This is a genomic window from Kitasatospora sp. NBC_01287 (assembly GCF_026340565.1).
In the GTDB taxonomy this organism is placed as follows: domain Bacteria; phylum Actinomycetota; class Actinomycetes; order Streptomycetales; family Streptomycetaceae; genus Kitasatospora.
The window spans coordinates 6,473,681-6,495,904 of record NZ_JAPEPB010000001.1; the positions used below are offsets into that span (position 1 = coordinate 6,473,681).

At 74.0% G+C, this 22,224-nt stretch carries 15 protein-coding genes; 7 read left to right on the forward strand and 8 right to left on the reverse strand.

Annotated features, from left to right (window positions below; all coding sequences use genetic code 11):
* Positions 1-24: 24 nt before the first annotated feature.
* Entirely contained in the window at positions 25-675 is a 651-nt protein-coding gene (locus tag OG455_RS28225; RefSeq protein WP_266298431.1) for a nuclease-related domain-containing protein, read from the reverse strand.
* Between the two features lie 555 nt (positions 676-1,230).
* Between OG455_RS28225 and OG455_RS28230 the strand changes: the two genes are divergently transcribed.
* On the forward strand, positions 1,231-3,375 hold the full coding sequence (locus OG455_RS28230; protein ID WP_266298433.1) for a tetratricopeptide repeat protein: 2,145 nt from the start codon (positions 1,231-1,233) through the stop codon (positions 3,373-3,375).
* Here OG455_RS28230 and OG455_RS28235 read toward each other — a convergent pair.
* From OG455_RS28235 to OG455_RS28260, 6 genes are all read right to left on the reverse strand, one after another.
* A complete protein-coding gene (locus OG455_RS28235; RefSeq protein WP_266298434.1) occupies positions 3,326-5,113 on the reverse strand; it encodes a hypothetical protein in 1,788 nt (595 codons plus the stop codon). The two genes, OG455_RS28230 and OG455_RS28235, sit on opposite strands and share 50 nt — an antisense overlap.
* 155 nt (positions 5,114-5,268) lie before the next feature.
* Positions 5,269-5,532, reverse strand: coding sequence for a hypothetical protein (locus OG455_RS28240; protein WP_266298436.1), 264 nt, complete (start codon positions 5,530-5,532; stop codon positions 5,269-5,271).
* A gap of 151 nt (positions 5,533-5,683) precedes the next feature.
* Positions 5,684-6,433: a TetR/AcrR family transcriptional regulator gene (locus tag OG455_RS28245; RefSeq protein ID WP_266298438.1), complete on the reverse strand. Its 750-nt coding sequence runs from the start codon at positions 6,431-6,433 to the stop codon at positions 5,684-5,686.
* Between the two features lie 116 nt (positions 6,434-6,549).
* Positions 6,550-8,097 (reverse strand): MFS transporter, encoded by a 1,548-nt coding sequence (locus OG455_RS28250; RefSeq protein ID WP_266298440.1) that lies wholly within the window; start codon positions 8,095-8,097, stop codon positions 6,550-6,552.
* Positions 8,098-8,187: 90 nt separating this feature from the next.
* Positions 8,188-8,895, reverse strand: coding sequence for a DUF899 family protein (locus OG455_RS28255; protein ID WP_266298441.1), 708 nt, complete (start codon positions 8,893-8,895; stop codon positions 8,188-8,190).
* Between the two features lie 126 nt (positions 8,896-9,021).
* Positions 9,022-10,047 carry a GntR family transcriptional regulator gene (locus tag OG455_RS28260; protein ID WP_266298442.1) on the reverse strand — a complete coding sequence of 342 codons (1,026 nt, stop codon included), beginning with the start codon at positions 10,045-10,047 and terminating at the stop codon, positions 9,022-9,024.
* A gap of 194 nt (positions 10,048-10,241) precedes the next feature.
* On the opposite strand from OG455_RS28260, the gene OG455_RS28265 reads away from it, so the two are divergent.
* Entirely contained in the window at positions 10,242-11,810 is a 1,569-nt protein-coding gene (locus tag OG455_RS28265) for an MFS transporter (protein ID WP_266298443.1), read from the forward strand.
* A gap of 72 nt (positions 11,811-11,882) precedes the next feature.
* Here the strand turns inward: OG455_RS28265 and OG455_RS28270 are convergent, their stop codons facing one another.
* Entirely contained in the window at positions 11,883-14,702 is a 2,820-nt protein-coding gene (locus OG455_RS28270) for a penicillin acylase family protein (RefSeq protein ID WP_266298444.1), read from the reverse strand.
* Between the two features lie 240 nt (positions 14,703-14,942).
* On the opposite strand from OG455_RS28270, the gene OG455_RS28275 reads away from it, so the two are divergent.
* The 5 genes from OG455_RS28275 (at position 14,943) to OG455_RS28295 (ending at position 22,195) form a co-directional block, all read left to right on the forward strand.
* A complete protein-coding gene (locus OG455_RS28275; RefSeq protein ID WP_266298445.1) occupies positions 14,943-16,244 on the forward strand; it encodes a glycosyltransferase family 1 protein in 1,302 nt (433 codons plus the stop codon).
* Positions 16,241-17,401, forward strand: coding sequence for a glycosyltransferase (locus tag OG455_RS28280; protein WP_266298446.1), 1,161 nt, complete (start codon positions 16,241-16,243; stop codon positions 17,399-17,401). The genes OG455_RS28275 and OG455_RS28280 overlap by 4 nt, the downstream gene beginning before the upstream one ends.
* Entirely contained in the window at positions 17,398-18,279 is an 882-nt protein-coding gene (locus OG455_RS28285; RefSeq protein WP_266298447.1) for an SGNH/GDSL hydrolase family protein, read from the forward strand. The genes OG455_RS28280 and OG455_RS28285 overlap by 4 nt, the downstream gene beginning before the upstream one ends.
* 207 nt (positions 18,280-18,486) lie before the next feature.
* Positions 18,487-19,890, forward strand: a complete 1,404-nt coding sequence (locus OG455_RS28290; protein WP_266298448.1) for a DUF2079 domain-containing protein — start codon at positions 18,487-18,489, stop codon at positions 19,888-19,890.
* Positions 19,891-20,182: 292 nt separating this feature from the next.
* The gene (locus tag OG455_RS28295; RefSeq protein WP_266298449.1) at positions 20,183-22,195 is read left to right on the forward strand and encodes an Ig domain-containing protein; all 2,013 of its coding nucleotides are present in this window, start codon (positions 20,183-20,185) and stop codon (positions 22,193-22,195) included.
* The last annotated feature ends 29 nt before the right edge of the window (positions 22,196-22,224 follow it).

Consider the following 22,224-nt stretch of genomic DNA (forward strand, 5'->3'; position numbering starts at 1 on the left):
CGGGGGGAGTGGGGGGCGCCCGCCTCAGCGGGCCTTCGCCCTGCCGCCCTTGCCCACGTGGCGCCAGACCTGGGCGTGCCGCGCGACGGTGTGGGCGCGCTCCACCTGGTTCGGAGAGAGCATCGCGGGCCAGGTCGACAGGGCCGATGCGATCTCCTCGCCGGCGATGACGGTCACCGCGGGCGTGCCCGCTCGGGTGATCCCGCGAACGCCCACCATCGCGATGACGGGGTGCACGGGGACCGCGAACCCGCACCACTCCGTCAGCAGTCCGGCTGTTCGCGCTGCTTCGAACTCCGAGTTCGCCAGGTACGGGTAGCCGATCCGGTTGACCTTCACGGTGTTGCCGCCCACCCACACGGAGGCGCCCGCATGGTGCTTCGAGTTGACGGTGAAGACGCCCGGCGGACCGATCACCAGGTGGTCGATGTCCGAGCCGCTCGGCAGCGGGATTCCATGCAGCACCTTCCACCCGACTCTCTGCAGTGCGACAAGTGCGGCACCCACGATCTGCTCCCCCTCCAGGCCTCTGAGCGTGGCAGGGTCGCCGAGACGATCGCCGACAAGTCTGGCCATCAGGCGGACCGGCAGTTTGAACTTCTGTTCGCCCGCCCGGACCAGGCTCTCCAGGCCCGCGCCGGGGAGATTGCGCGCGAGATCGTCCTCTGCTCGCATCGACGGCAGGAACGGCACGCTTGCTGGGGGTGCTGGGGGTGCTGGGGGTGCTGGGGGTGCTGGGGGTGCTGGGGGCGCCGGGGGTGCCGGGGGCGTGGGAGGCATGGGCGGCCTGGATGGCTGAGCAGGCTGCGTGGCCGCCTGGCCCCGCACGGTGCGGGGCGGGATCGGCCGTCCGGAGGCTTGGCACCATGCCTCGATCTTCGCCAGCGCCGCGGCTTCCAGGACCGCGTTCCCAAGAGCGGGCCCCTCAAGGGTGACCACTCCGGTCCGGCAGTCGAGCCAGGCGATCGACGCCCCGCGCGCGCCTGGCCTGTTCACGTACAACCGCTCCTTGCCCGGTGCCCGCCACGGCTTGACTGTCAGCTCGTCCATGCATCCCCCTCGCACGCGTCCTGACCCAACGTCAGCATGCCGACCGGGCGGGCGGCAAGACCGCGGCCGACCGGGCCGGTCCGGGGTTACCGGACAGGAGGGCCTCGGCGGGCTACGGTTGGGGCGACACAGGTGTGGCGCAGTGGTGGTCGGCATCGCCGACGGACCAGGGGGTGGGGCGTGGTGGATCCGCTGTCGGTCACGGCGGTCACGGGGGTGCTGAGCGCGATGAGCGCGAGCATGGCCACGGAGGCGGGCAAGGCGGTCTACGAGTCCTTCGGCGCAGTGGTCCGGCGGGTGTTCGGCCGAGAGGTTCCGGCGCCCGCCGGGGCCAGGGAGCGGGCCGAGTTGGCCGCGCTGATCGTGGAGCGGGTGCGACAGGAACCTGAGCAGGCCCGGGTGCTGGCGCAGTGGATGGGCGCTCAGGGCGCGGTGGGCGGTCCGGTCGGTCACGGCGTGCCGGCGCTGCTCCCGCCGTCGGCCCGCTTCTTCACCGACCGTGCGAGGCAGTTGGCCGCCCTTGAGCGCGAGGCGGCGCGCAAACCGGACGGACGGGGTCGGCTCGCGGCGCTGGTCGGGCCCGAACTGATCGGGACCACCGCACTGGCCGTCCACTTCGGCCACCGGGAGGTCGAGCGCTTCCCCGACGGTCAGCTCTACGCCGACCTGCGCGGTGGCTCGCTGGGTTCCTCGCCCGAACCGACCGTTGTCCTGCGGTACTTCCTGAGTCGGCTGGGCGTGCCCGACCCGCGGATCCCGCCCGTGCTGGAGGACCGGGTCGATCTCTACCGCACACTGCTCGCCGAGCGGCGCCTGCTGGTGGTCCTGGATCACGCCCAGTCCGCCGCCCAGGTCCGCCCGCTGATCACAACCGCCCCGGGGGTGTTCACCGTGGTGATCGCCCGCCGCCCCCTGACGGGGCTGGAGGCGGTGCTGATCGAGGTCGGGCCGCTGCCCGACCGGGATGCCAAGCGCCTGCTCACCGACCTGGCGGGCAAGCAGGCGGTCGCCGCGGCCCGCGCCACCCTGCCCGCCGTGCTGGAGCGCTGCGCCGGTTCTCCGTTCGCGCTGCGGTCGGCCGCCCAGTACCTCACCGCAGTGCCGCCGGCGCGGAACGGTGCCGCCGCGGTGGACCCGGTGCGGGCCGCCATCGAGGACCGCTACCGGGAGTTCGACCCGCGCCTCGCCTCCTTCTACCGGTGCAACGCGCTGCGCCCGTGGCCCGCCATCGGCGTCGCCTCGGCGGCGGCGGCCGCCGGGGTGCCGCGCGATCAGGCGGCGCGGATGCTCGCCGAACTCACCGATCTGGGCCTGCTGGAGCAGACCGCCGCCGGCCGCTTCCGCTACCGTCCGGCGGCGCGCGCGCATGCCGAGCAGGAGGCGCTGCGGGAGGTGGGCCCGGCGGCCCGGCTCGCGGCGACGGCCGGGGCCATCGAGCGCTACCTGCGCTTCGCGGTCCAGGCGGACTACGCGGCGCTGCCCAAGCGCTGGCACGTCGGACCCCTCTTCTCGCAGCTCGGCCCGGGCCGGTACGAGGGGGAGGGAGCGGCCCTCGAAGCTCTGGGAGCGGAGCTGGGGAACCTCCTCGAAGCGGTGCGCGCCGCCGAGGAGTTGGGGGACCCGGACACCGTCTGCCAGCTGGTCGAGGCGCTCTGGGCAGTTCAGTTGAAAGCCGGTCAGATCGACCTCATGCTCCCCGCTCTGCGGTCCGGAGCCCGGGCCGCGGGCCTGCTGCGCGATCTCGATCCGCGGATGGTCGCGCGGATGCACACCCAGCTCGCTTTCGGCCTGATGGAGGCGCAGCTCTACGACGAGGCCGAGGTCCAGCTGCTCGCGGCCGCCGACGCCGCCCGGGCGACTGGCCAACTGGTGGGCCAGGCAACGGCGCTGGAGTCGCTGGGCCTGCTGCGCCTGCGGCAGTGGCGGTTCCGGGCCGCGCTGGCCTGCTTCGACGATGCCGGCCAGGTGCTGGACGGCATCGCCGAGGGCGATCCGGGTGCCCAGGACCTGCCGCGGGCCCGGGCCTTGCTCCAACGCCACTGCGGGCGGGCGCGACGCGGGCTGGGAGATCTGGCGCAGGCCGATGACCTGCTCACCGGCGCGCTGGCGTTCTTCCGCGGCGGCGAGGGCGGCGAGGGCGGTGAGCAGTACAACGCCGCCCGCACGCTCAGCGACCTCGCCGAGACCCGCCTGCTGGCCGGACGCCCCGCCGAGGCGCTGAGCCTGATCGAGGAGGCCGCCGCGATCCTCGCCGGGGAGCGGGCGGACGTCCACCTCATCGACCTCGGCGTGCTGCGTCGGCGTTGCCAGGAAGCACTGCGGTGACCCGGACCCGGTCGCAGCCCGCCCCGGTGCGCACGGTCAACTCCAGGTCGGGAGTCGCGGCTCGGCCGGAGCCCAGCCAGGCGAGCAGCGCGGAGGCGTGCGCGGCCGGGTCGGCGCCGGCCGGGTCGGCGGTCAGGCGGTACAGCGTGCCGTCGCGGTGCAGTGCTGTGCAGCTGCCCGGCTCGGTGAGGTAGGCCGCCAGAGTGCAGGAGGGGTACTGCTCCAGGACCTCGGTGGCCCACTCGGCCGGGTGGCCCAGGCGCGGGTCGTGGGCGGGTCCGTGGCGCAGGATCACGTCGGCCAGCGCGAGCACGCCCGGGTCGAGGGTGTCCTCGGGCACGGCCAGATGGCCTTCGCCGTGGCCCTGCGGCTCGTGTCGCGGGTCGGCGTAGCGGTGCAGGCCGATCAGGGGGCCGTCGGCTCCGCCGATCACTCGGGTCAGCACCCGCAGCGGCGCGGTGCGCGCCGCCGGCTCGTGGGGCGGCAGGGGGAGCGGGTCCAGCACCGCCGCTCCGGCCGGCTCGGGGATGCCGATCAGGCGGTAGAAGAGCTCCCGCAGCAGCCCGGCGGACTGCCCGGGGGCCGAACTGGTCAGCTCCGCCGGGCCCGGGACCGGGAGATGCTCGCGGACGGCGTTCGCCAGCTGCGGGAGCAGCGCGGCGAAGGGGTCCAGCCGGGGTGCCCGCCGCACGAAGTCGGCCACCGGGGAGTCGGTGCCGAGTGCCTCCAGTGGCGCCGCGCCGAGCAGTACGGGTGTGCCCAGGGCCGCGGCGTAGTAGGAGACCGAGCCGAAGTCGCCGAGCACGAGGTCGGCGGCGATCAGCGCCTGGCGCCAGCCGTCCAGCGGGTCGATCAGGGTCAGGCCGGCCCGGCGTGCCCGGTCGAGCCACAGGCGGATCTGGCCGGCGCCGTGGCCGTGCCAGATGTTGGGGTGCAGCACGGCGGCGAGGCGGTACTCGTCGACCGGCAGCTCCTCGGTCAACCGGGGGAGCAGGAGCGGCAGTACGTCCGCCGGGCCGCCGTCACCGAAGAGCGAGGTCGGGTTCCAGGTGGAGTTGAGCAGGACGAGCCGCTGCCCCGGCCGCACACCCAGCGCGCGCCGGTACCGCTCGCGGTAGCGGCGGGCGGCCAGGATCCGGTCGAAGCACGGGTCGCCGCCCAGCACAGCGGTGGGGACCGCTTCGGGGCAGGCCTCGCGCAGCCGGTCGAGCTGCTCGGGGTGGGAGAGCACCATCGCGTCCGCGATCGGGGCGCCGTCGGCGAGCAGCCACTCCGGGGCGAGGCCGAAGACCGGTGTCCGGTGTCCGGTGTCCGGTGTCCGGTGTCCGGTGTCCGGTGTCCGGTGTCCGGTGTCCGGTGTCCGGAGCCTCTTATTGTATCCGACGCCGTGCGAAAGGACAGCCAACTTCCCCTCAATGGAGCCGAGTTGGCCGCCGAAGCTGGCCGATATCGCCAGGTCGACCGGGACCCGTACGGCCTGCTCCCAGGGGAGGACCGGCACCCCGACCGACGCCAGCAGATCCGCGACGCCCGACTGGAACGGCGACGATCCCGTGCAGCCGGCCAGCAGTTGGACGCGCAGGTCGTCGCGGAAGAGCGGGATGACATCGAGCAGGCGCGTCGCAGCCGTCACGTTGTGTACGACCAGCAGAACTCGCCTGCACCGTCCGCGAGTAGCCCAGCTGCGCGAGTCATCGCCGACCGGCACGCGGATCCAGCCGTCCGACCGCTCGCCCAATGCGGCACTCCTCCGTCGACGTTGATCGGGCCGCTCGCGGGCGTCCGGCGCTCATCAACCTACCCGCTCCCCCGCTCCCCTGGGTGCGAGCGGTCACCTCCCCGTCGAACACGGCTCGGACGCCGGACGCCGGACCTCGGACGCCGCCCGGGCGGTCAGCGCGCCGTGAAGGCCGCCCGCACCGCGGCGAGGGCGTCGTCCAGGGTGGCCGCGATCCGTTCGTGTCCGGTGCAGCCGTCGTCCTCCCCGGGGTCGGTGGTCCAGCCGTAGCCGGTGTCGGGGTGGCCGTCGATGGTGGCCGAGTGCGCGGCGCCACTGACGGCGATCGCCACGTTGCCGCCGGGGAACTCGGTGACCTCGGTGTGCACGTCTCCCAGGACGCGTCGAACGGCGTCGCGGGTGGTCTGCTCGGTGGTCATGGGTGTTGCCTCCTCCGAGGTCGTCAGCGCAGCGCCACCGGGTGCGGGGCCCGGCGGGGTCGATCCGCGCGGCACTCCTGCAGCCGATGGTAGCCGCGTCCAGGCCGACGACGCGCTCGCGGTGGACGATGCCGTCTCCGCGGCCGCGCCGCTACCGCGTGCCCGGGGCGCCGGCGATGGTGGCGTCGATGCCCGCGAGGGCGAGGTCCAAACCCTGGGCGAAGCGGCGGTCGCGAGCGGCGGCGGAGTTGTGGCCGACGGCGTCGATGAGTTCCGCGTGCTCGGCGTAGCGGGTGTCGGCCTGCTCGACGAGGCCGTGGACGACCTTGTGGAACTCCTCCTCGGGCAGGCCGGAGCTGCGGACCCGGACCAGCCACTGGGATTCGAGCAGGGCGAAGCCGTAGGTGTACTCGAAGATCAGTCCGAGCGCGGCGCCCAGCCGGTCGGGAGTGAGGCCGGTGCGGGTGATGGCGTCGATGGCACTGGTCGACAAGAGCAGCGCGTTGGGGCCCAGCGGCAGGAACTGGCCTGCCAGTTGGGCGGCCCAGGGGTGCTGCTGGAAGCAGCGGCGGTACTCGTGTGCCAGGGTGCGCAGCTGCTCGCGCCAGTTGTCGTGGTCCGTCGGCGGGGCGACGGCCATCCGGCCGAGGACGTCGTCCAGGGCGAGTTCGAGCAGTTCGTCCTTGGTGTCGAGGTACCAGTAGACCGACATCGCGGTGACGTCGAGGGTGGCCGCCAGTCTGCGCATGGAGAAGGCCTGCACACCGTCCGCGTCCAGCAGGTCCACCGTGGCGCCGACGATCCGGTCCCGGCTCAGGCCGCTGGGGGCGGCTCCGTGCTTGCGGGTCCTGGGCGGCTTCACCCAGATGCTGACCGCCGGGTCGCGGGGCTTGTCGGCCATGCGCTGTCCTTCACCTCATTGCTGCGCGGCCGCTGGGTGGCGGACCGTGCAGTGATCGTAAGCGGCGCGCCCCACCACCGGCACCGGGGCGCGCCCCGGTGCCGGGGCACCCGCGGTCAGCCCGCCTGGGCCGCCGCTCCGGCCGCTCCGGCCGCGTCGGCCGGTTGCGCCGGGATGGCGGGTGCCGCGGGCCGGCCGCCGGCCCGGCTGAGCAGCCAGCCGGCCAGGAGGCCGCCGAGCAGCACCGCGACCGCGCCGATCAGCTGGCTGCTGGTCAGGCTGTCGGTGAAGGCGGCGCGGACCCGCTCGGCGGCGCCGGGCCCCGCCGCGTCGAGCGCGGCGGGCAGCGAGCGGGCCGCGGCCGGTGGCAGCCGCGCCGGCAGCCGGCCGGCGAACCCGGCGGTGAGTACGGCGCCCAGCACGGCGACGCCGAGCGAGTTGCCCAGTTCGCTGAGCGTGCCCATCAGGCCGGAGCCGACCCCGGCCTTCTCCGGCGGGATCGAGCCCATCACCGAGACGGCCATCGCGGGCTGCGCGAAGGCCACGCCGATGCCCATCAGCACCAGGCCGAGCAGCACGCCCGGGTAGGAGTCGTGGCGTCCGAAGAGGGCGATCGCGGCCAGTCCGGCTGCCAGTAGGGCCAGTCCCGCGGCGATGGCGGCGGGTGGCCTGAGCCCGAGCCGCGTGGTCAGCCGTACCCCGGTCCCGGTCAGGTTGAGCGCGACGATGGTCAGGGCCATCGGGGCGGTGCGCAGACCGGCCGAGAGCGGGTCGTAGCCCAGTACGAACTGCAGGTGCTCGGTGAGCAGGAAGAGCGAGCCGCCCATCCCGAAGCTGACCAGCACGCCGCCTGAGACCGCGCCGCGGAACCGGGGGTCGCGGAAGAACGCCAGGTCCAGCAGCGGGTGCTCGATCCGGCGCTCCCAGAGCAGGAAGAGCAGCAGCATGAGCAGGCCGAGGCCGCCGGCGAGCAGCGTCCCCGGGGCGGTCCAGCCGCTGCCCGGGCCCTGGATCACCGCGTACACCACGCCGACCAGGCCGGCCGTGGAGAGCGCGGCGCCGAGCAGGTCGGGGCGCGCCCCGCGCGGGTCCTTGGACTCGGGGACCAGGCGCGCCACCGCGAGCAGGCCGAGCGCGGCGACCGGCAGGTTGACCAGGAAGACCGAGCCCCACCAGAACTGGGCGAGCAGCGCGCCGCCTGTCACCGGTCCGAGCGCGAAGCCCAGGGAGGCGATCGCGCTCCAGACGGCGATCGCTCTGGGCTGCTCCTCGGCGTCGAAGACGCGCACCACGATGGCCAGGCTGGTGGCCAGCAGCAGGCTGCCGCCGACCCCCATGCCCGCGCGGGCGGCGATCAGCTGACCAGGGGTGCCGGCCAGCGCGGCGCCGAGCGAGCCGACCCCGAAGACCGCAAGGCCGAGCAACTGGACCCGCTTGCGGCCGTACCGGTCGGCCAGCCCGCCGGCGGCGATCAGCAGGCCGGCCTGGGCGAGTGAGTAGGCGCCGACCACCCACTGGGTCTGCGCGGTGGTCGCGCCCAACTCCTTGGTGAGCGAGGGGACGGCGACGTTGAGGATGGTGTTGTCGAGCACCACGACGAGCTGGGCGAGGCAGATCACGGTGAGGATCACCCACCGGTCGGGCCTGCGGTCGGTTCGGGGCATGGGGGAGGCGGCACCTTCCTGTACGGCGTATAAGGCCTGTACAGCGTATAAGGGCGGGGTCGCCGAGCGCCAACAGATGAACCGGGCCCGTCAGTAGTCCAGCCCGGGGTACCAGTCGCCGCGCCCACCCGGGGTCAGGTCCAGCAGGTGCCAGACGGGCGACAGCAGGTCGATGCCGCGCTCCTCGATGTCGTCGGCCAGTGCCGGGCGGGCGGAGTACTGGTGGCGCAGCGTGCCGTCCGCGTCCTTGGTGAAGACCGAGACCGTGGAGTCCTGGTTGCCTGCCGCGTCCTCGCTGCCCAGGTCGTACTTGAAGGTGCCGGCCCCGCAGCTGAGCAGCCGAAGCCGCTCCCAGCCGCGCCGCCGGGCGTGCGCGCGCAACTGCTGGGGATCGGCGGCGGCCACCACGGCGAAGTCGGCGGTGCGGGTCAGGTGGTGGGCGACCGCGTTGAAGCCGTCGAGCCACATGGTGCACATCGGGCACGGGCTCTGCTGCAGCTTGCCGTACATGAACTGGTAGACCACCAGCGCGCGTCCGGGTGCGGTGAACAGCTCGCTGAGCCGCACCGGCCGCACCGGCCCGTCGTCCTGGTCCAGCCAGGGCGGCCCCTCCAGGAAGGTGTGGTCCTCGACCGCCGGGCCGGGTGGCAACTCCCGCCGCCGCTGCGCCACCCGCTCCCGTTGGCGCATCAACTCCACTTCGGAAAGCCGGAGTTCCTCGCGGGCCCGGGTGTACTGCGGTGACTCGTCGGGCAGCCGGGTGCCGTACGGGCGGAAGGGGACGGGGGAGGAGGTCACGGCGGCTCTCCGGGGCTCGGGGGCTGGTACCCGGCCAGCCTCGGCCGGGTACCGGAGCCCGGCAAGCGGTCCGCCGCCGCCCGGGTGAGCGGTCCGCGTCCGGCGGGATCCCGGCCGACGGGGGGCTCAGCCGGCCGGCGGTTCGAAGAGCAGGGTCAGGCCGTCGAGCAGGCGCGCCAGGACGAACTCGAAGAGCTGGTCGAGATCGAGGTCGAAGTCCTCCTCGCCGGTGGCGGAGTCCAACTGCCCCATCAGGCTGCCGAAGCGCGGGAACTCGCCACTGGCGAGCGTGCTGAGCAGCACGCCCTCCTGCGAGGCCATCCACTCCTCGTCGGTCATCTCCCCTTCCTGGGACTGGAGTTCCAGGTTGACGGCGATGCCGCGGATGACGGCGAAGAACATGATGTGCAGGTAGAGCTGCGTGGTGGGCGGCAGTTCGAACGGTGCCACGGTGTCGAGCACGAACTCGCCGTGCCGCAGGGCGCCGGGCAGCGGGACGGGGCGGGTGAGCGAGATGGACCGGGCCAGCCAGGGGTGGCGGCGGTAGAGGGACCACTGCACCCGGGCGAGCGCGGCCAGTCGGGGGCGCCAGCCGGTGAGGGTGGCCGCCGGGAGCGGAGTGCTGAGCAGTACCGCGTCGGCCATCAGGTCGACCAGCTCCTCCTTGCTCGGCACATGGCGGTACAGGGCCATGGTGGCGACGCCCAGTTCGGCGGCGACCCGGCGCATCGAGAGCGGCGCCAGGCCCTCGGCGTCCGCCACGGCGATGGCGGCCTGGACGATCCGCTCGCGGTTCAGCCCCGGGTCGCCGGCGCGCGGTTCACGCCGCCGGGCGCGCGCGGGCGCCGGGGCGGGGGCCGCTGCGGGAGCGGGCTCGGCGGGCTCGGTCACGGGCGGTACGGGCGCGCCGGGGCCGCCATCCCCGTCCGCCCCCTCGGCGACCACCGTCCCCACCCCCGGGCGGGACTCGACCAGCCCCTCCTGCCGCAGCACCGCCAGCACCTTGGTCGCGGTGGCCATCGCCACTCCCCACTCCTGCGTGATCCCGCGGGTCGACGGCACCCGGTCGCCCGGGCGCAGCGCGCCGGCGGCGATCCGCCCGCGCAGGTCGGCGGCGATCCGCAGGTAGGGCGGCACATCGGCGGCGGGCACGGGGTCTCCTGGTCGGTCGGCGGACGCTTCTCACCGAGTGTACTAGTGCGCTGAGCGATTGCCCAGCGGGGGTTCGCAGAAGCCGCTTGAGGTCTGCCTGTTGCGTGCCGCACTGCACTATGCGTACTCTGTACGCATCGAAGCGCGTACGCCGTACGCCTCATGCCTCGCCGCACTCTCCCCGGGGGAATCGGATGGACACGCTGGACCGCACCGCCGCCGCACCACCCGCCGCCCCACCGGCCGGCCGCCGGGCCTGGATCGCGCTCGGCGTGCTGCTGCTGCCACTGCTGCTGGTCTCGATGGACGTCTCGGTGCTCTACTTCGCGGTGCCGTTCATCAGCCAGGACCTGCACCCCAGCAGCACCCAGCAGCTGTGGATCTTCGACATCTACGGCTTCGTCCTCGCCGGCCTGCTGATCACCATGGGCGCGCTCGGTGACCGGATCGGCCGCCGCCGGCTGCTGCTGACCGGCGCGCTGGCCTTCGGCGCCGCCTCCACCTTGGCCGCCTACGCCGACAGCGCGGCCACCCTGATCGGCGCCCGGGCCGTGCTCGGCGTCGCCGGCGCCACCCTGATGCCCTCCACCCTGGGCCTGATCCGCAACCTGTTCCCGGACTCCAAGCAGCGCGCCAAGGCGATCGCCGTCTGGACGGCCGTCACCAGCGGCGGGATCGCGGTCGGTCCGGTGCTCAGCGGGCTGTTGCTGGAGCACTTCTGGTGGGGCTCGGTCTTCCTGATCAACCTGCCCGCGATGCTGATGCTGCTCGTGCTCGGCCCGGTCCTGGTGCCCGAGACGCCCCGCCACCGCGACGGCCGCTTCGACCTGCCGAGCGCCCTGCTCTCGCTGGCCGCGATCCTGCCGCTGGTCTACGGGATCAAGGAGCTCGCCCAGGACGGTCCGCACCCCGTGCCGCTGATCGCCATGCTGGTCGGCCTGCTGGTGGGCGCGCTCTTCGTGCGCCGTCAGCGCCGCCACCCGCACGCGCTGATCGACCTGACCCTGGTCCGCGCCCGCGGCTTCTCCGGCGCGGTCGGGCTGAACCTGCTGGCCATGTTCGGGCTGGTCGGGATCGCCATCTTCGTCACCCAGTACCTCCAACTGGTGCTCGGTCTGAGCACCTTGAGCGCCGCCCTGTGGAGCGTGCTGCCGAGCCTGGCGGTCGGCGCGGTCGCCCCGCTGGTGATGGTGCTGGGGCAGCGGCTGGGGCGGGCGCCGGTGGTCGCCGGCGGCTTCGGGCTGATGGCGCTCGGTTTCGCGGGCCTCGGGCTGCTGAGCCCGCACTCGCCGCTCTGGCTGCTGCTGACCGTCGCCGTGTGCTACGCCAGCGGCGCGGTCGGGGTGATGTCGCAGGTCAGCGAGGTGGTGATGGCCGCGGCCCCGGTCGAGCGGGCGGGCACGGCGGCGAGCCTGCTGGAGTCCGGCAGCGAGCTGGGCGGTGCGCTGGGGATGGCGCTGCTCGGCAGCCTGGGGACGGCCCTCTACCGGGCCCAGGTGCCCGGCGAGCTGCCGGCCGGCTTGCCGGCGGCCGTGGCCGGCCCGGCGCGCGACTCGCTCGGTGGCGCCGACGCGGTGGTCGGCCGGCTGCCCGAGGGGCTCGGTCGGGCCGTGCTCGTCGCGGCCCGGGAGGCCTTCACCGGCGGCCTGCAGGGCGCGGCGATCGCCGCCGCGGTGCTGATGGCGCTCGGTGCGGTGCTCGCCGTGCCGCTGCTGCGCGGAGTCGGCACGCCGGGCTCGGCGGCGGTCGGGAATCAGGACTGACCGGCTCCCGCGCCGAGCGGAAGCGGCCTGGCGGGGCGCTGTGATCCGGCGCCCCGCCAGGCCTTTCGCAGGTCAGCGGTGCGAGGGGAACTCCACCACCTGCTGGTAGGTCGGCCGGTTCTGCCAGGTGATCTTGTCGTCGGTGACCCCGCCCAGCGGCCGCTGGATGATGGTGTCGGCGCACCACTGGTCACCGGCCGCGCAGTCGCCGTCGCCGGGGTAGACCTGGGCGGCGCTCTCGGCCGCCGCCTGCTTCAGCGTGGTCAGCAGCACCGTGCGGCAGGCCGTCAGGTCGCCCCCGCCGCAGAACTGCTGGGCGAGCGGCCCCGCCACCGGCTCGCCGAGCACCGAGCGCAGGTCCTTGTCCAGATAGCTCCACCAGCCGTACTGGAAGGACGAACCCTTGTGCGGGATCGACTCGTTGGCGCTCACCGAGCCGCCGCCGACCGGCCCGGTCTGGCCGCCCGAGGGCGACTCGTTGATCTGCAGCGCGCCGGTCAGCGCGGTGAACAGCTGGTCACCGAGCCCGGGGTGCATCACCCCGTCGGCGACCAGCGGCCACCAGGCGTCCATCACCTGGACGGCGGCCGCGTTCGCATAGGCGTGGCTGCCCGCGGAGGTCTCCACCCGCTTCGAGCCGGCCACCTGCCAGGCCTGCAGTTCCTGTACCACCGGGGCCAGTTGGGGATCGGTGACCGGTGCGGTGCCGATCACCTTCAGCAGGTCGGGCAGCACGTCCTCGCCGCGCAGGTCGGTCACCGCCGCGTCCTCCATCGCCTGGGTCAGCGAGGCCCGGGTGACCCCGCCCTTGGCGACCAGCGCCTTGACCCGGGCGTCCAGCAGGTTGGCCCGGTGCACCGAGCCGTCGCCGAAGCCGGCCGCGCCGTAGTCCTGGGCCTGCTTGTTGTTCCAGGAGATGTAGTAGTCCTGGTCCACGCCCTGCGGGTGCTGGGCCGGCGGGGTGTACTGCGCGGTGTTGTCGCTCGGGTCGAATCCCTGCCACTCGTAGGCGGGTTGGGCCATCACCGGCAGGCCGGCGTCGACGCCGGGCGCGCGCACCGGGTTGTCGCCGGAGTTGTAGTAGGCGATGTGCTTGGAGTCGGCGTAGAACCAGTTGAAGGTGTAGTTGATGTTCTGCGCGGCCTGCTGGAAGCTCGCCGGATCGTGTACCGAGCCTGGGTCGTTGAGCATCTGGAAGCCGATGATCGAGTCGACCTCGTGGTCGTAGCTGGAGCGCAGCGAGGTGAACGCCACCGGCTTGCCGCCGACCGTGCCGCGGGAGGTGACCAGGCCGTAGTCCGAGCGGTACATCACCAGCGAGTAGGAGCCGGCCGGCGTGGAGTCGGCGGTGGTCGGCGACCAGGCGTCCTGCTGCACCAGCTTGTCGAAGGGGGTGCAGGTGCCGTGGTAGAGGTAGGACTGGGCGGCCAGGGTGACCGGCGAGCCGTCGGTCGTGCACAGCGGCACCGCGTAGGTGTCGGTGATGTTCTGCCCGGCCGAGGTGGCGCTCCACGCGTAGTCCTGGCCGCGGCCCAGCTCCACGTAGAAGCTCAGGCCGGCGAAGGCGGCGCCGCGGGCGCTGATCCCCGGGCCCTGCAACTCCTCCAGCATCAGCAGCTGCGGCGCGAAGTAGCCGGTCTGCGGGCCGAAGACGGCCACCGGGTTTCCGCTCGCGGTGTCCTTCCCGGAGACCAGCAGCGCGTTGGACATGCCGTGCTTGGCGGTCAGCAGGTCGCCCGGCAGCACCCCGGCGGCCTTGGTGGTGCTGGAGGTGGCCGAGCCGGTCGGGTTGTAGATCAGCTGCTCGGGGACGACCGAGCCCGGGTCCGGCATCGCGGTTCCCTGCGGGTCGGTCGGCGGCAGCGCGTAGGGGAAGGACTGCCCGTCGTGCAGGGTGGTGACCGCCTCCGGGTCGTTGGCCTCCCGCAGCGACTGCCAGACCTGGTCGCCGAGCGCCGTGCCGTAGCGCGCGTCGGCGGCCTCCTTGACCATCGCGGACTGCACCTGGCCGCCACCGCCCGAGCCGAACAGCGCGCCGATCACCGAGGCCAGCGCGACCAGGTCGGTCAGCTGGAACGGCTGGATCGAGCCGGCGTTGGTGATCGCGTTGACGTGCCCGGTCAGGTCGTACTCGCCGGGGAAGGTCCGGTTGTTGTAGGCCTGGGTGATGTAGGCGTTGATGCCGTCCACGTACGCCTGCGCGTCGGACAGCGCCTGCTGCCCGCGCGGCCCGTCGTTCGCCACGGTGTTGATCTGCTGCTGCAGTTCGTCCTCGGTGTACGGCGCGGCCTGCCAGAAGCTCTGCTCCAGCTGCCGGTTGGCCGCGGCTCCGCCCGCGAAGCCGGACAGCTCGCCGCGGCCGACGTGCCGGAACAGGTCCATCACCCAGAGCCGGTCCTGCGCCGCCGCGTAGCCGGCCCCGTACTCGGTGCCGTACCGGGTGGTGCCGGTGACGTGCGGCACGCCGGTGGCCTTGTCGCGCACGATCGTGACGTCGGATCGCGGGCTGATGCTGCTGGCCACCTGGTTGGCCGGCACGCCGAACGACGCGTCGTTGAAGAAACTGCTCAACTGGTCGTTGGTCAGGCCCGGGTAGCCGGAGGACAGCGCGGAGTACGGGCCGAGCTGGTCCTCGGTGTGCGCGGGGCGGGTGCCGAAGACCTTGTTGGCGAGGATGTCGGCGAGGGTGGCGTTGCCGTTCTCGCCGGGCGGCAGGATGTCGTCGCACTGGCCGCCGCAGTAGTCGGCGGCGGCGGCGGGCAGGGCGCGGACGGCCGAGGCGGTGGCCGCGCCGGGGGCGGCGGCGAGCAGCGCGCCGGCCAGCAGGGTGGCGAGCAGGGCCGCCGGGAGTCCGAACCGGCGGCGGGTCGGACGTAAGGTGCGGCGGGGCATGGGGCGGCTCCTCACGGTGGGGGGCTTCGCGGTGCGGTGGGGAGTTGACGGTAAGTGGGTTACTGGTCGGTTGGCTAGCCGTTGTGCGCGGAATTGTCATGATTGTTTGACATGGCGGGGCTGAACCTGAGCCCTGGATCGGGAAGCTCGTCTTGGCCGGTGCGAAAGAGCTGGCCGCCGTTCGCCTGTTCGACAGATCCCTTTGGCCCAGCGCACGTCCGGCCCGGCAACAACGTTGGCATGCGAGTCGCGATCGTCACCGAGTCCTTCCCGCCCGAAGTCAACGGCGTCGCCCACAGCGTGCTCCGCACCGCCGAGCACCTGGTCCGGCGCGGCCACCAGCCGCTGGTCATCACCCCGGCACCGGCTCGCGGTTCGAGCTGCCCGGCACACTCCTTCGGCCCGGACGGCGCCCCGCTGCCCGTCGTCCGGATCCCCTCCGTCCCGCTGCCGAACTACCCCCAGGTGCGCGTCGCGCTGCCCAGCGCCCGGCTGGCCGGCGCGCTCACCGCGCACCGGCCCGACGTGGTCCACCTGGCCAGCCCGTTCATCCTCGGCGCCCGCGCGATGACCGAGGCCAAGCGTCTGGGCCTGCCCGCGATCGCCGTCTACCAGACGGACCTGGCCGGCTACGCCCAGGCCTACCGGTTCGGCGGCGGCCTCGGCGCGGCCACCGCCTGGCACCGGATCCGCACCGTGCACCGGGAGGCCGCCCGCACCCTGGCCCCCTCCACCCCCGCCGCCCAGGACCTCACCGCGCACGGCGTCCCCCGGGTGCACCTGTGGCCGCGCGGCGTCGACTCGCTGCGCTTCCACCCGCGCCACCGCGACCAGGCGCTGCACCGCGCGCTGGCCCCGGGCGGCGAGGTGCTGGTCGGCTACGTCGGCCGGCTCGCCCCCGAGAAGCGGGTCGACCTGCTGGCCGGGGTCTGCGCGCTGCCCGGCGTGCGGCTGGTCGTCATCGGCGACGGCCCCAGCGCGCCGGCGCTGCGGCAGGCGCTGCCCGGCGCCGTCTTCCTCGGCCGCCGCACCGGCGAGGAACTCGCGCGCTGCTACGCCACGTTGGACCTGTTCGTGCACACCGGGCCGCTGGAGACCTTCTGCCAGACCATCCAGGAGGCGATGGCCAGCGGGGTGCCGGTGGTCGGCCCGGCGGCCGGTGGCCCGCTCGACCTGGTCGGCCACCGCCGCACCGGGCTGCTGGTCGCCCCACGCGATCCGCGCGCCGTGACCGAGGCGGTCGCCGAGTTGGCGGCCGACCCCGAGCGGCGGGCCGCCTACGGGCGGGCGGGGCGGGCCGACGTCACCGCGCGCACCTGGGAGGCGGTGGGGGACCTGCTGCTGCGGCACTACGCGGAGGTGGTGGCGGAGCACCGGGGGGAGGTGCTGGAGGTGGCCTCGGGCGCGGCACCAGGGCCTGTGCCGGCGCCCGCACCGGCGCCCGCGGTGACCGTCGCGCCCGCTGCCGCACCCACCGCCGCAGCCGGCACCCCGTCGGCCGGCGTGCCGGTGGTGCGCCCCGCCGAGGAACTGCCGGCATGAGCGAGGGCCTGCGGATCGTCCGCGTCGCGAACTTCGTCACGCCGGTCTCCGGCGGCCTGCGAACCGCCCTGCGCCACCTCGGCGCGGGCTACCTGGCCGCCGGGCACCGGCCGGTGCTGGTGGTGCCGGGGGCCGAGCACCGCGATGAGCAGACCGAGCAGGGCCGGGTGGTGACCCTGCCAGGGCCGGTGCTGCCGGCCAGCGGCGGCTACCGGCTGCTCACCGACCGACGCGCGGTGGCCCGGCTGCTCACCGAGCTGGCGCCCGACCGGCTGGAGGTCTCCGACCGCACCACGCTGCGCTGGACCGGCGACTGGGCCCGGCGCCGGGGCATCCCGGCGGCCATGGTCTCGCACGAGAACGCCACCGGCCTGCTGCGCACCCACGGTCTGCCCGAGCCGGCCGCCCGGGCGCTCGCCGACCGCCTCAACTCCCGCACCGCACACGCCTACGACGCCGTGGTCTGCACCACGGACTGGGCCGCCGCCGAGTTCGCCAGGATCGGCGTGCGCAACCTGCTCCGGGCGCCGCTCGGCGTCGACCTGGCCGGGCTGCACCCAGGGCGGTACGACCCGGCGCTGCGCACCAGGTACGCCGGCCAGGGGCGGGCACTGCTGGTGCTCTGCTCGCGGCTGTCGGCGGAGAAGCGGCCGGGCCTGGCCCTGGACGCGCTCGCCGAGCTGCGGCGCGGCGGCACGGACGCGGTGCTGGTGGTGGCCGGTACCGGGCCGCTGCACGCCCGGCTCGCCGAGCGCGCCGACCGCGAGCGGCTGCCGGTGCGGTTCCTGGGCCACCTGGCCGACCGGGCCGCGCTGGCCGCGCTGCTGGCCTCGGCGGATGTGGTGCTGGCCCCCGGTCCGGTGGAGACCTTCGGCCTGGCCGCGCTGGAGGCGCTGGCCTGCGGCACGCCGGTCGCGGTCAGCCGCTCGGCCGCGCTGCCGGACATCGTCGGCCCCGCGGGTGCGGCCGCTCCCGACACCGGGGCCGGATTCGCCGCCGCGGTGCGGGAGTTGCTGGCCCGGGAGGAGCGGGCGCGGCGCGCGGCGGCGCGGGCCAGGGCCGAGCGCTACGGCTGGCCCGCGGCGGTGGCCGCGTTCCTGGCCGTGCACGAGTCGGCCCTGGGCGGCGCGCCGCTGCCGGTCGGGAGACCCCGATGACCGCTCCCACCCGGCCCACCGCCGCCCGCGCGGCCGCTCGGGCACGGACCGTGCGCTTCGCGGCCCTCGGCGACTCGCTCACCGAAGGCGTCGGCAGTCCCGACCAGGGCGGCTGGCGCGGCTGGAGTGCGCTGCTGGCGCCCGCGCTGGCCACCGACCCGACCCTGGTCACGCACCTCAACCTGGCCGCCAGCGGCGCCCGGGCCACCGAACTGACGATGCGTCAACTGCCGTCGGCGCTGGACCTGCGACCGCACCTGGCAGCCGTGCTGGTCGGCGGCAACGACACCCTGCGCGCGGAGTTCGACATCGCCCGCACCGCCGCCGCGCTGGACACCGTCCTGGGAGCCCTCGCCGCCCAGGGCGCGGTGCTGCTCACCGCCTGCCTGCCGGATCCGGGGGCGCTGCTCGGCCTGCCGGGCCCGCTGGCCCGTCCGCTGGCCCGCCGGATGGCCTCCGTCAACGCCGTGGTGCACGAGCTCTCGCACCGCCATGCCGCGGTTCACCTGCACCTGGCCCAGCTGCCCTGGCTCGCCGACCGCGCGCTGCTCAGCGCCGACCGGCTGCACCCGAGCCCGGCGGGCCACCTGCTGATCGCCCGCCGGTTCCACCAGTTGCTCGCCGAGGCCGGGCACCCGCTCGGCCCGCCCCCTGCGGCCGTCCGGGCGCCTGCGCCGCCCGGCCGCGCGGCCGACCTGTGGTGGCTGGCCACCCGTGGCACAGCCTGGCTGGCCCGGCGCAGCGTCGACCTGCTGCCCGGGCTGCTCGCGCTGGCCGCCACCGAGGGCGTCCACCGGCTGTGCGGCAGCGTGGCGGTGCTGGACGCCCGCTCCGGCGCGGCTACCGAAGCGGCCCTGGCCGCGCTCGCGCCGCCGTGACCGCTCGCGCCGCCGTGACCGCCAGCCCGCCGTGACCGCTCACGCCGCCCTGACCGGGCTCGCGGCGGGCGGCGGGATCCCGGGTGGTAGCGTCGATCCCTCCTGTCCCGCCCGCTCGGGGGCGGCGGGCAGAGCCGAGGGGGGACGGAGCCTGTGTCAGGCGCGCCGACAATCCAGACCGTCCGGCCCGCGGCGCAGGCGGCCGCGGTGTCGCCGACCGAGCCCTCACCGACGCCGTCGGCGAACCACGGTCCCCGTGCCCTGCCCTACGCGTTGGCGGCGTCCTTCTTCGTCCTCTACGCCGCGGTGGCCGTCCGACGCCACCAGCGCGGCCTCTCCGGCGGCTACGACCTGGGCATCTTCGAGCAGGCGATCCGCAACTACGCGCACTTCCACGCGCCGGTGGCCGACCTCAAGGGCCCCGGCTACAACGTGCTGGGCGATCACTTCCACCCGATCCTCGCCGTGCTGGCCCCCGCCTACCGCCTCTTCCCGACCCCGCTGACCCTGCTGGTGGCGCAGGCCGCGCTGCTCGCGCTCACCGTGGTGCCGATCACCCGCTGGGCCCAGCGGACCCGCGGGCTCTGGGTGGGCGTGGCCGCCGGGATCGGGACGGGCTGCGCCTGGGGGATCGTGCGGGTCGACGCGTTCGACTTCCACGAGGTCTGCTTCGCCGTCCCGCTGCTGGCGTTCGCCGTCGAGGCGGCAGGCCGCGAGCGCTGGCGCGCCGCCGCCTGCTGGGCGCTGCCGCTGCTGCTGGTCAAGGAGGACCTCGGGCTGACCGTCGCGATGCTCGGCCTCTACATCGCCTGGCGTGGCCCGCGCCGTCTCGGCGTCGCGCTCGCCGTGGTGGGTGTGCTCGGCACGCTGCTGGAGATGTTCGTACTGATCCCGGCCGCCAGCGCCGCCCATACCTTCGACTACCTGCAGCAGCTCGAACCGAGCGCGGCCCCGCCGTCCGCGCCCGGCAGCCGGTGGTGGCCGCCGACCCGGCTTGACACCACGCTGCTGCTGCTCGCCCCCACCGCCTTCCTGGCGCTGCGTTCGCCGCTGGCCCTGCTGGCGCTGCCCACCCTGGGGTGGCGCTTCGCCTCGCACAACAACGCTTACTGGGGCACCGCGTACCACTACAACGGCGTCCTGGTGCCGATCGTGTTCGGCGCGATGGTGGACGTGCTGGCGCGCGAGAGGGTGCGTTACTCGGGTCGGCGGCTGCGGCGGGTGCTGGCGGGGGGACTGCTGGTGACGGCGGCGACGCTGCCCGCCTTCCCGCTGGCCACGCTGGTCCGACCGGCGACCTGGACCACCACCGCGCACCAGCGGGCCGCGCTGGCACTGGCGCGCGCGGTCCCCAGCGGTGCCACGGTGGCGGCCAGCAACCAGCTGGCCGCGCAGCTGACGGACCGCGCGACGGTGAGCATGGCCTGCCCGTACCACCGCCCGGCGCAGCCGGTGGCCTACCTGGTGGTCGACACGAAGGACACCACCTCCGACACCACCAACTGCCGTGCCGGCCTCGCGGTGGTGGTCGCGGACGCCGAGCGCTCGGGCTACACGGTGGTGGCCGCCCGCGACGGGATCACGCTACTCAGGGACAGCGCCGAGCACTGACGCCGGACCAGACCGGTCCGAGGCCGACCAGAACCGCGCAGAAGCGCTCATAAAACACCATAGCGCTCAGCTCGCCCGAGCAGTTGCGTTGACTCTTGTGCGGTCCCAGCCAGTGAAATATCGTATGGCACATTGCACCGACCTCCCCCGGCCTCAGCCCGTCCAGCGGTTCGTCCCCCCGCGCCTCGAACCGCGCGCCCCGACGGGTCTCGCCGGCGTTCGTCGGCTCCACCCCCTGCCCGCGGCCCCGCGGGCAGGGTGCCCCCACGTCACCAGAAACGGACGCTGACCCGTGATCAAAATCAGATCCGGCCTGCTCCCGCGCGGACGGCGCACCGCCTTGGTCGCCCTCTCCGCCGCCCTGCTCGGCGCCGGGCTCGCCAGCCCGCTCACCGCCCTCGCCGATCCCGGCGCGGCCAGGACCACCGCCACCGTCCAGGTCAAGCCCGGTACCCCGAAGAGCACCGGCACCAACGCCACCACCGCGGGCCCGCACCTGGCCAAGCCGGGCAAGGCCGGCTCCGCCCGCCCCGCGCCGGCCGCGCAGAGCTCCACCACCAAGACCGGCGGCAAGGTCACCCCGCAGCTGGCCGACGGCGCCGACCCGGGCACCGGCGGCGACGACGGCGACGGCAACGTCGCCAACGAGTACGACCTGCCCGTCACCTACAAGGGCGGCCAGGACTCCGCCGGTGTGGTGATCGGCCCGCCGAAGGTCTACCTGGTGGTGTGGGGATCCCAGTGGGGCACCCCGTCAACCAACTCCAGTGGTGACACCGTGATGTCGGCCGACGCGGACCAGGCCGTCCCGTACCAGCAGGACTTCTTCAAGGGCCTGGGCAGCGCGGGCGACGGCTGGAGCGGGGTGCTGACCCAGTACTGCGAGGGCATCGCCTCGGGCAGCGTGCAGTGCCCCTCCGGCGCCGCGCACATCCCGTTCCCGCAGCAGGGCAGCGTGCTGGCCGGCGTCTGGGTGGACAACGGCGCCGCGGCCCCGCAGTCCGCCACCGAGCCGCAGCTCGGTGACGAAGCGCGCGCCGCCGCCCAGCACTTCGGCAACACCACCGAGGCGCAGAACCGCAACGTGCAGTACATCATCGACTCGCCGCAGGGCACCGACCCGGACAAGTGGCGCGAGCTGGGCTACTGCGCCTGGCACGACTTCCAGCGCTCCTCGTACGGGCAGCTGGCCTACACCAACATGCCCTACCTGACGGACGTCGCCGGCTGCGGCACCAACTGGTTCGGTGAGAACACCGCGCGCGGCCGTCTCGACGGCTACGGCATCATCGGCGGCCACGAGTACGCCGAGACGGTCACCGACCCGAACACCCCTGGTGGTTGGACCGACTCCACCGGCCAGGAGATCGCCGACAAGTGCGCCTGGATCCCGTACGGCTCCAACGGCGGTCTCTTCTTCGAGAACCTCGCCACCGGGTCGTTCCCGCTGCAGACCCTGTGGTCCAACACCGACCACCTCTGCATGGCCTCCGACCCGGTCTACACCAACCCGCCCGTGGTGATCAGCACCATGTGCGACCGGGTCGACGCACCCGGGTCGGTCTCGATCCCGGCGGTCGCGGTCGACAACACCGGCTCGACGGTCAGCTACAGCGCGACCGGCCTGCCGAAGGGCCTGGGCATCAACTCCTCGACCGGCGTGATCTCCGGCACCGCCGCGGCCACCAGCGGCTACCAGCGGATCACCGTCAACGCGACCGACCAGAACGGCAAATCGGCCAGTACCGGATTCTGGGAGAACATCAGCGCCTCCGGCACCACCGGTTGCGGCGGCATCGAGCAGCTGACCGACGGCGGCTTCGAGAACGGTTCGGCCGACGTCGACCACACCGTGATGACCGACGCGTGGAGCCCGTCCGGCTACAACGTGATCACCCCGTCCAGCCTGCACGCGGCGCACTCGGGCCAGTGGTACGCCTGGCTCGGTCAGGACGCCACCAGTGATGACTCGATCGCCAACTCGCTGAACACCTACCCTGGTTACAGCTCGGCCAACTTCTCGTTCTACCTGAACATCAGCACCACCAACACCTCCGCCGCCTCGCCCGACACCCTGCAGCTGCAGGCCATCGACCAGTACACCGGTCAGTCGCTGGGCACCGTGAAGACCTGGACCAGCCAGAACCCGACCAACGGCTACCAGTACCAGTCCGTCGACCTGAGCCCGTTCATCAGCCAGGTCGGCTGGGGCACCACGATCGGCCTGCGCCTGGTCTCGCACGAGACCGGCAGCACGCCCAGCACCGCCTTCCTGGTGGACGACGCCTCGGCGCACGAGAGCTGACACTTCATCAGAAGTACTGCGGGGCCTGA

Coding starts and splice junctions, on each gene's coding strand:
- OG455_RS28225 (WP_266298431.1), bottom strand. CDS start 675: ATGCGAGCAGAGGACGATCTCGCGCGCAATCTCCCCGGCGCGGGCCTG.
- OG455_RS28240 (WP_266298436.1), bottom strand. CDS start 5,532: ATGACCACCGAGCAGACCACCCGCGACGCCGTTCGACGCGTCCTGGGA.
- OG455_RS28245 (WP_266298438.1), bottom strand. CDS start 6,433: ATGGCCGACAAGCCCCGCGACCCGGCGGTCAGCATCTGGGTGAAGCCG.
- OG455_RS28250 (WP_266298440.1), bottom strand. CDS start 8,097: ATGCCCCGAACCGACCGCAGGCCCGACCGGTGGGTGATCCTCACCGTG.
- OG455_RS28265 (WP_266298443.1), top strand. CDS start 10,242: ATGGACACGCTGGACCGCACCGCCGCCGCACCACCCGCCGCCCCACCG.
- OG455_RS28270 (WP_266298444.1), bottom strand. CDS start 14,702: ATGCCCCGCCGCACCTTACGTCCGACCCGCCGCCGGTTCGGACTCCCG.
- OG455_RS28275 (WP_266298445.1), top strand. CDS start 14,943: ATGCGAGTCGCGATCGTCACCGAGTCCTTCCCGCCCGAAGTCAACGGC.
- OG455_RS28280 (WP_266298446.1), top strand. CDS start 16,241: ATGAGCGAGGGCCTGCGGATCGTCCGCGTCGCGAACTTCGTCACGCCG.
- OG455_RS28285 (WP_266298447.1), top strand. CDS start 17,398: ATGACCGCTCCCACCCGGCCCACCGCCGCCCGCGCGGCCGCTCGGGCA.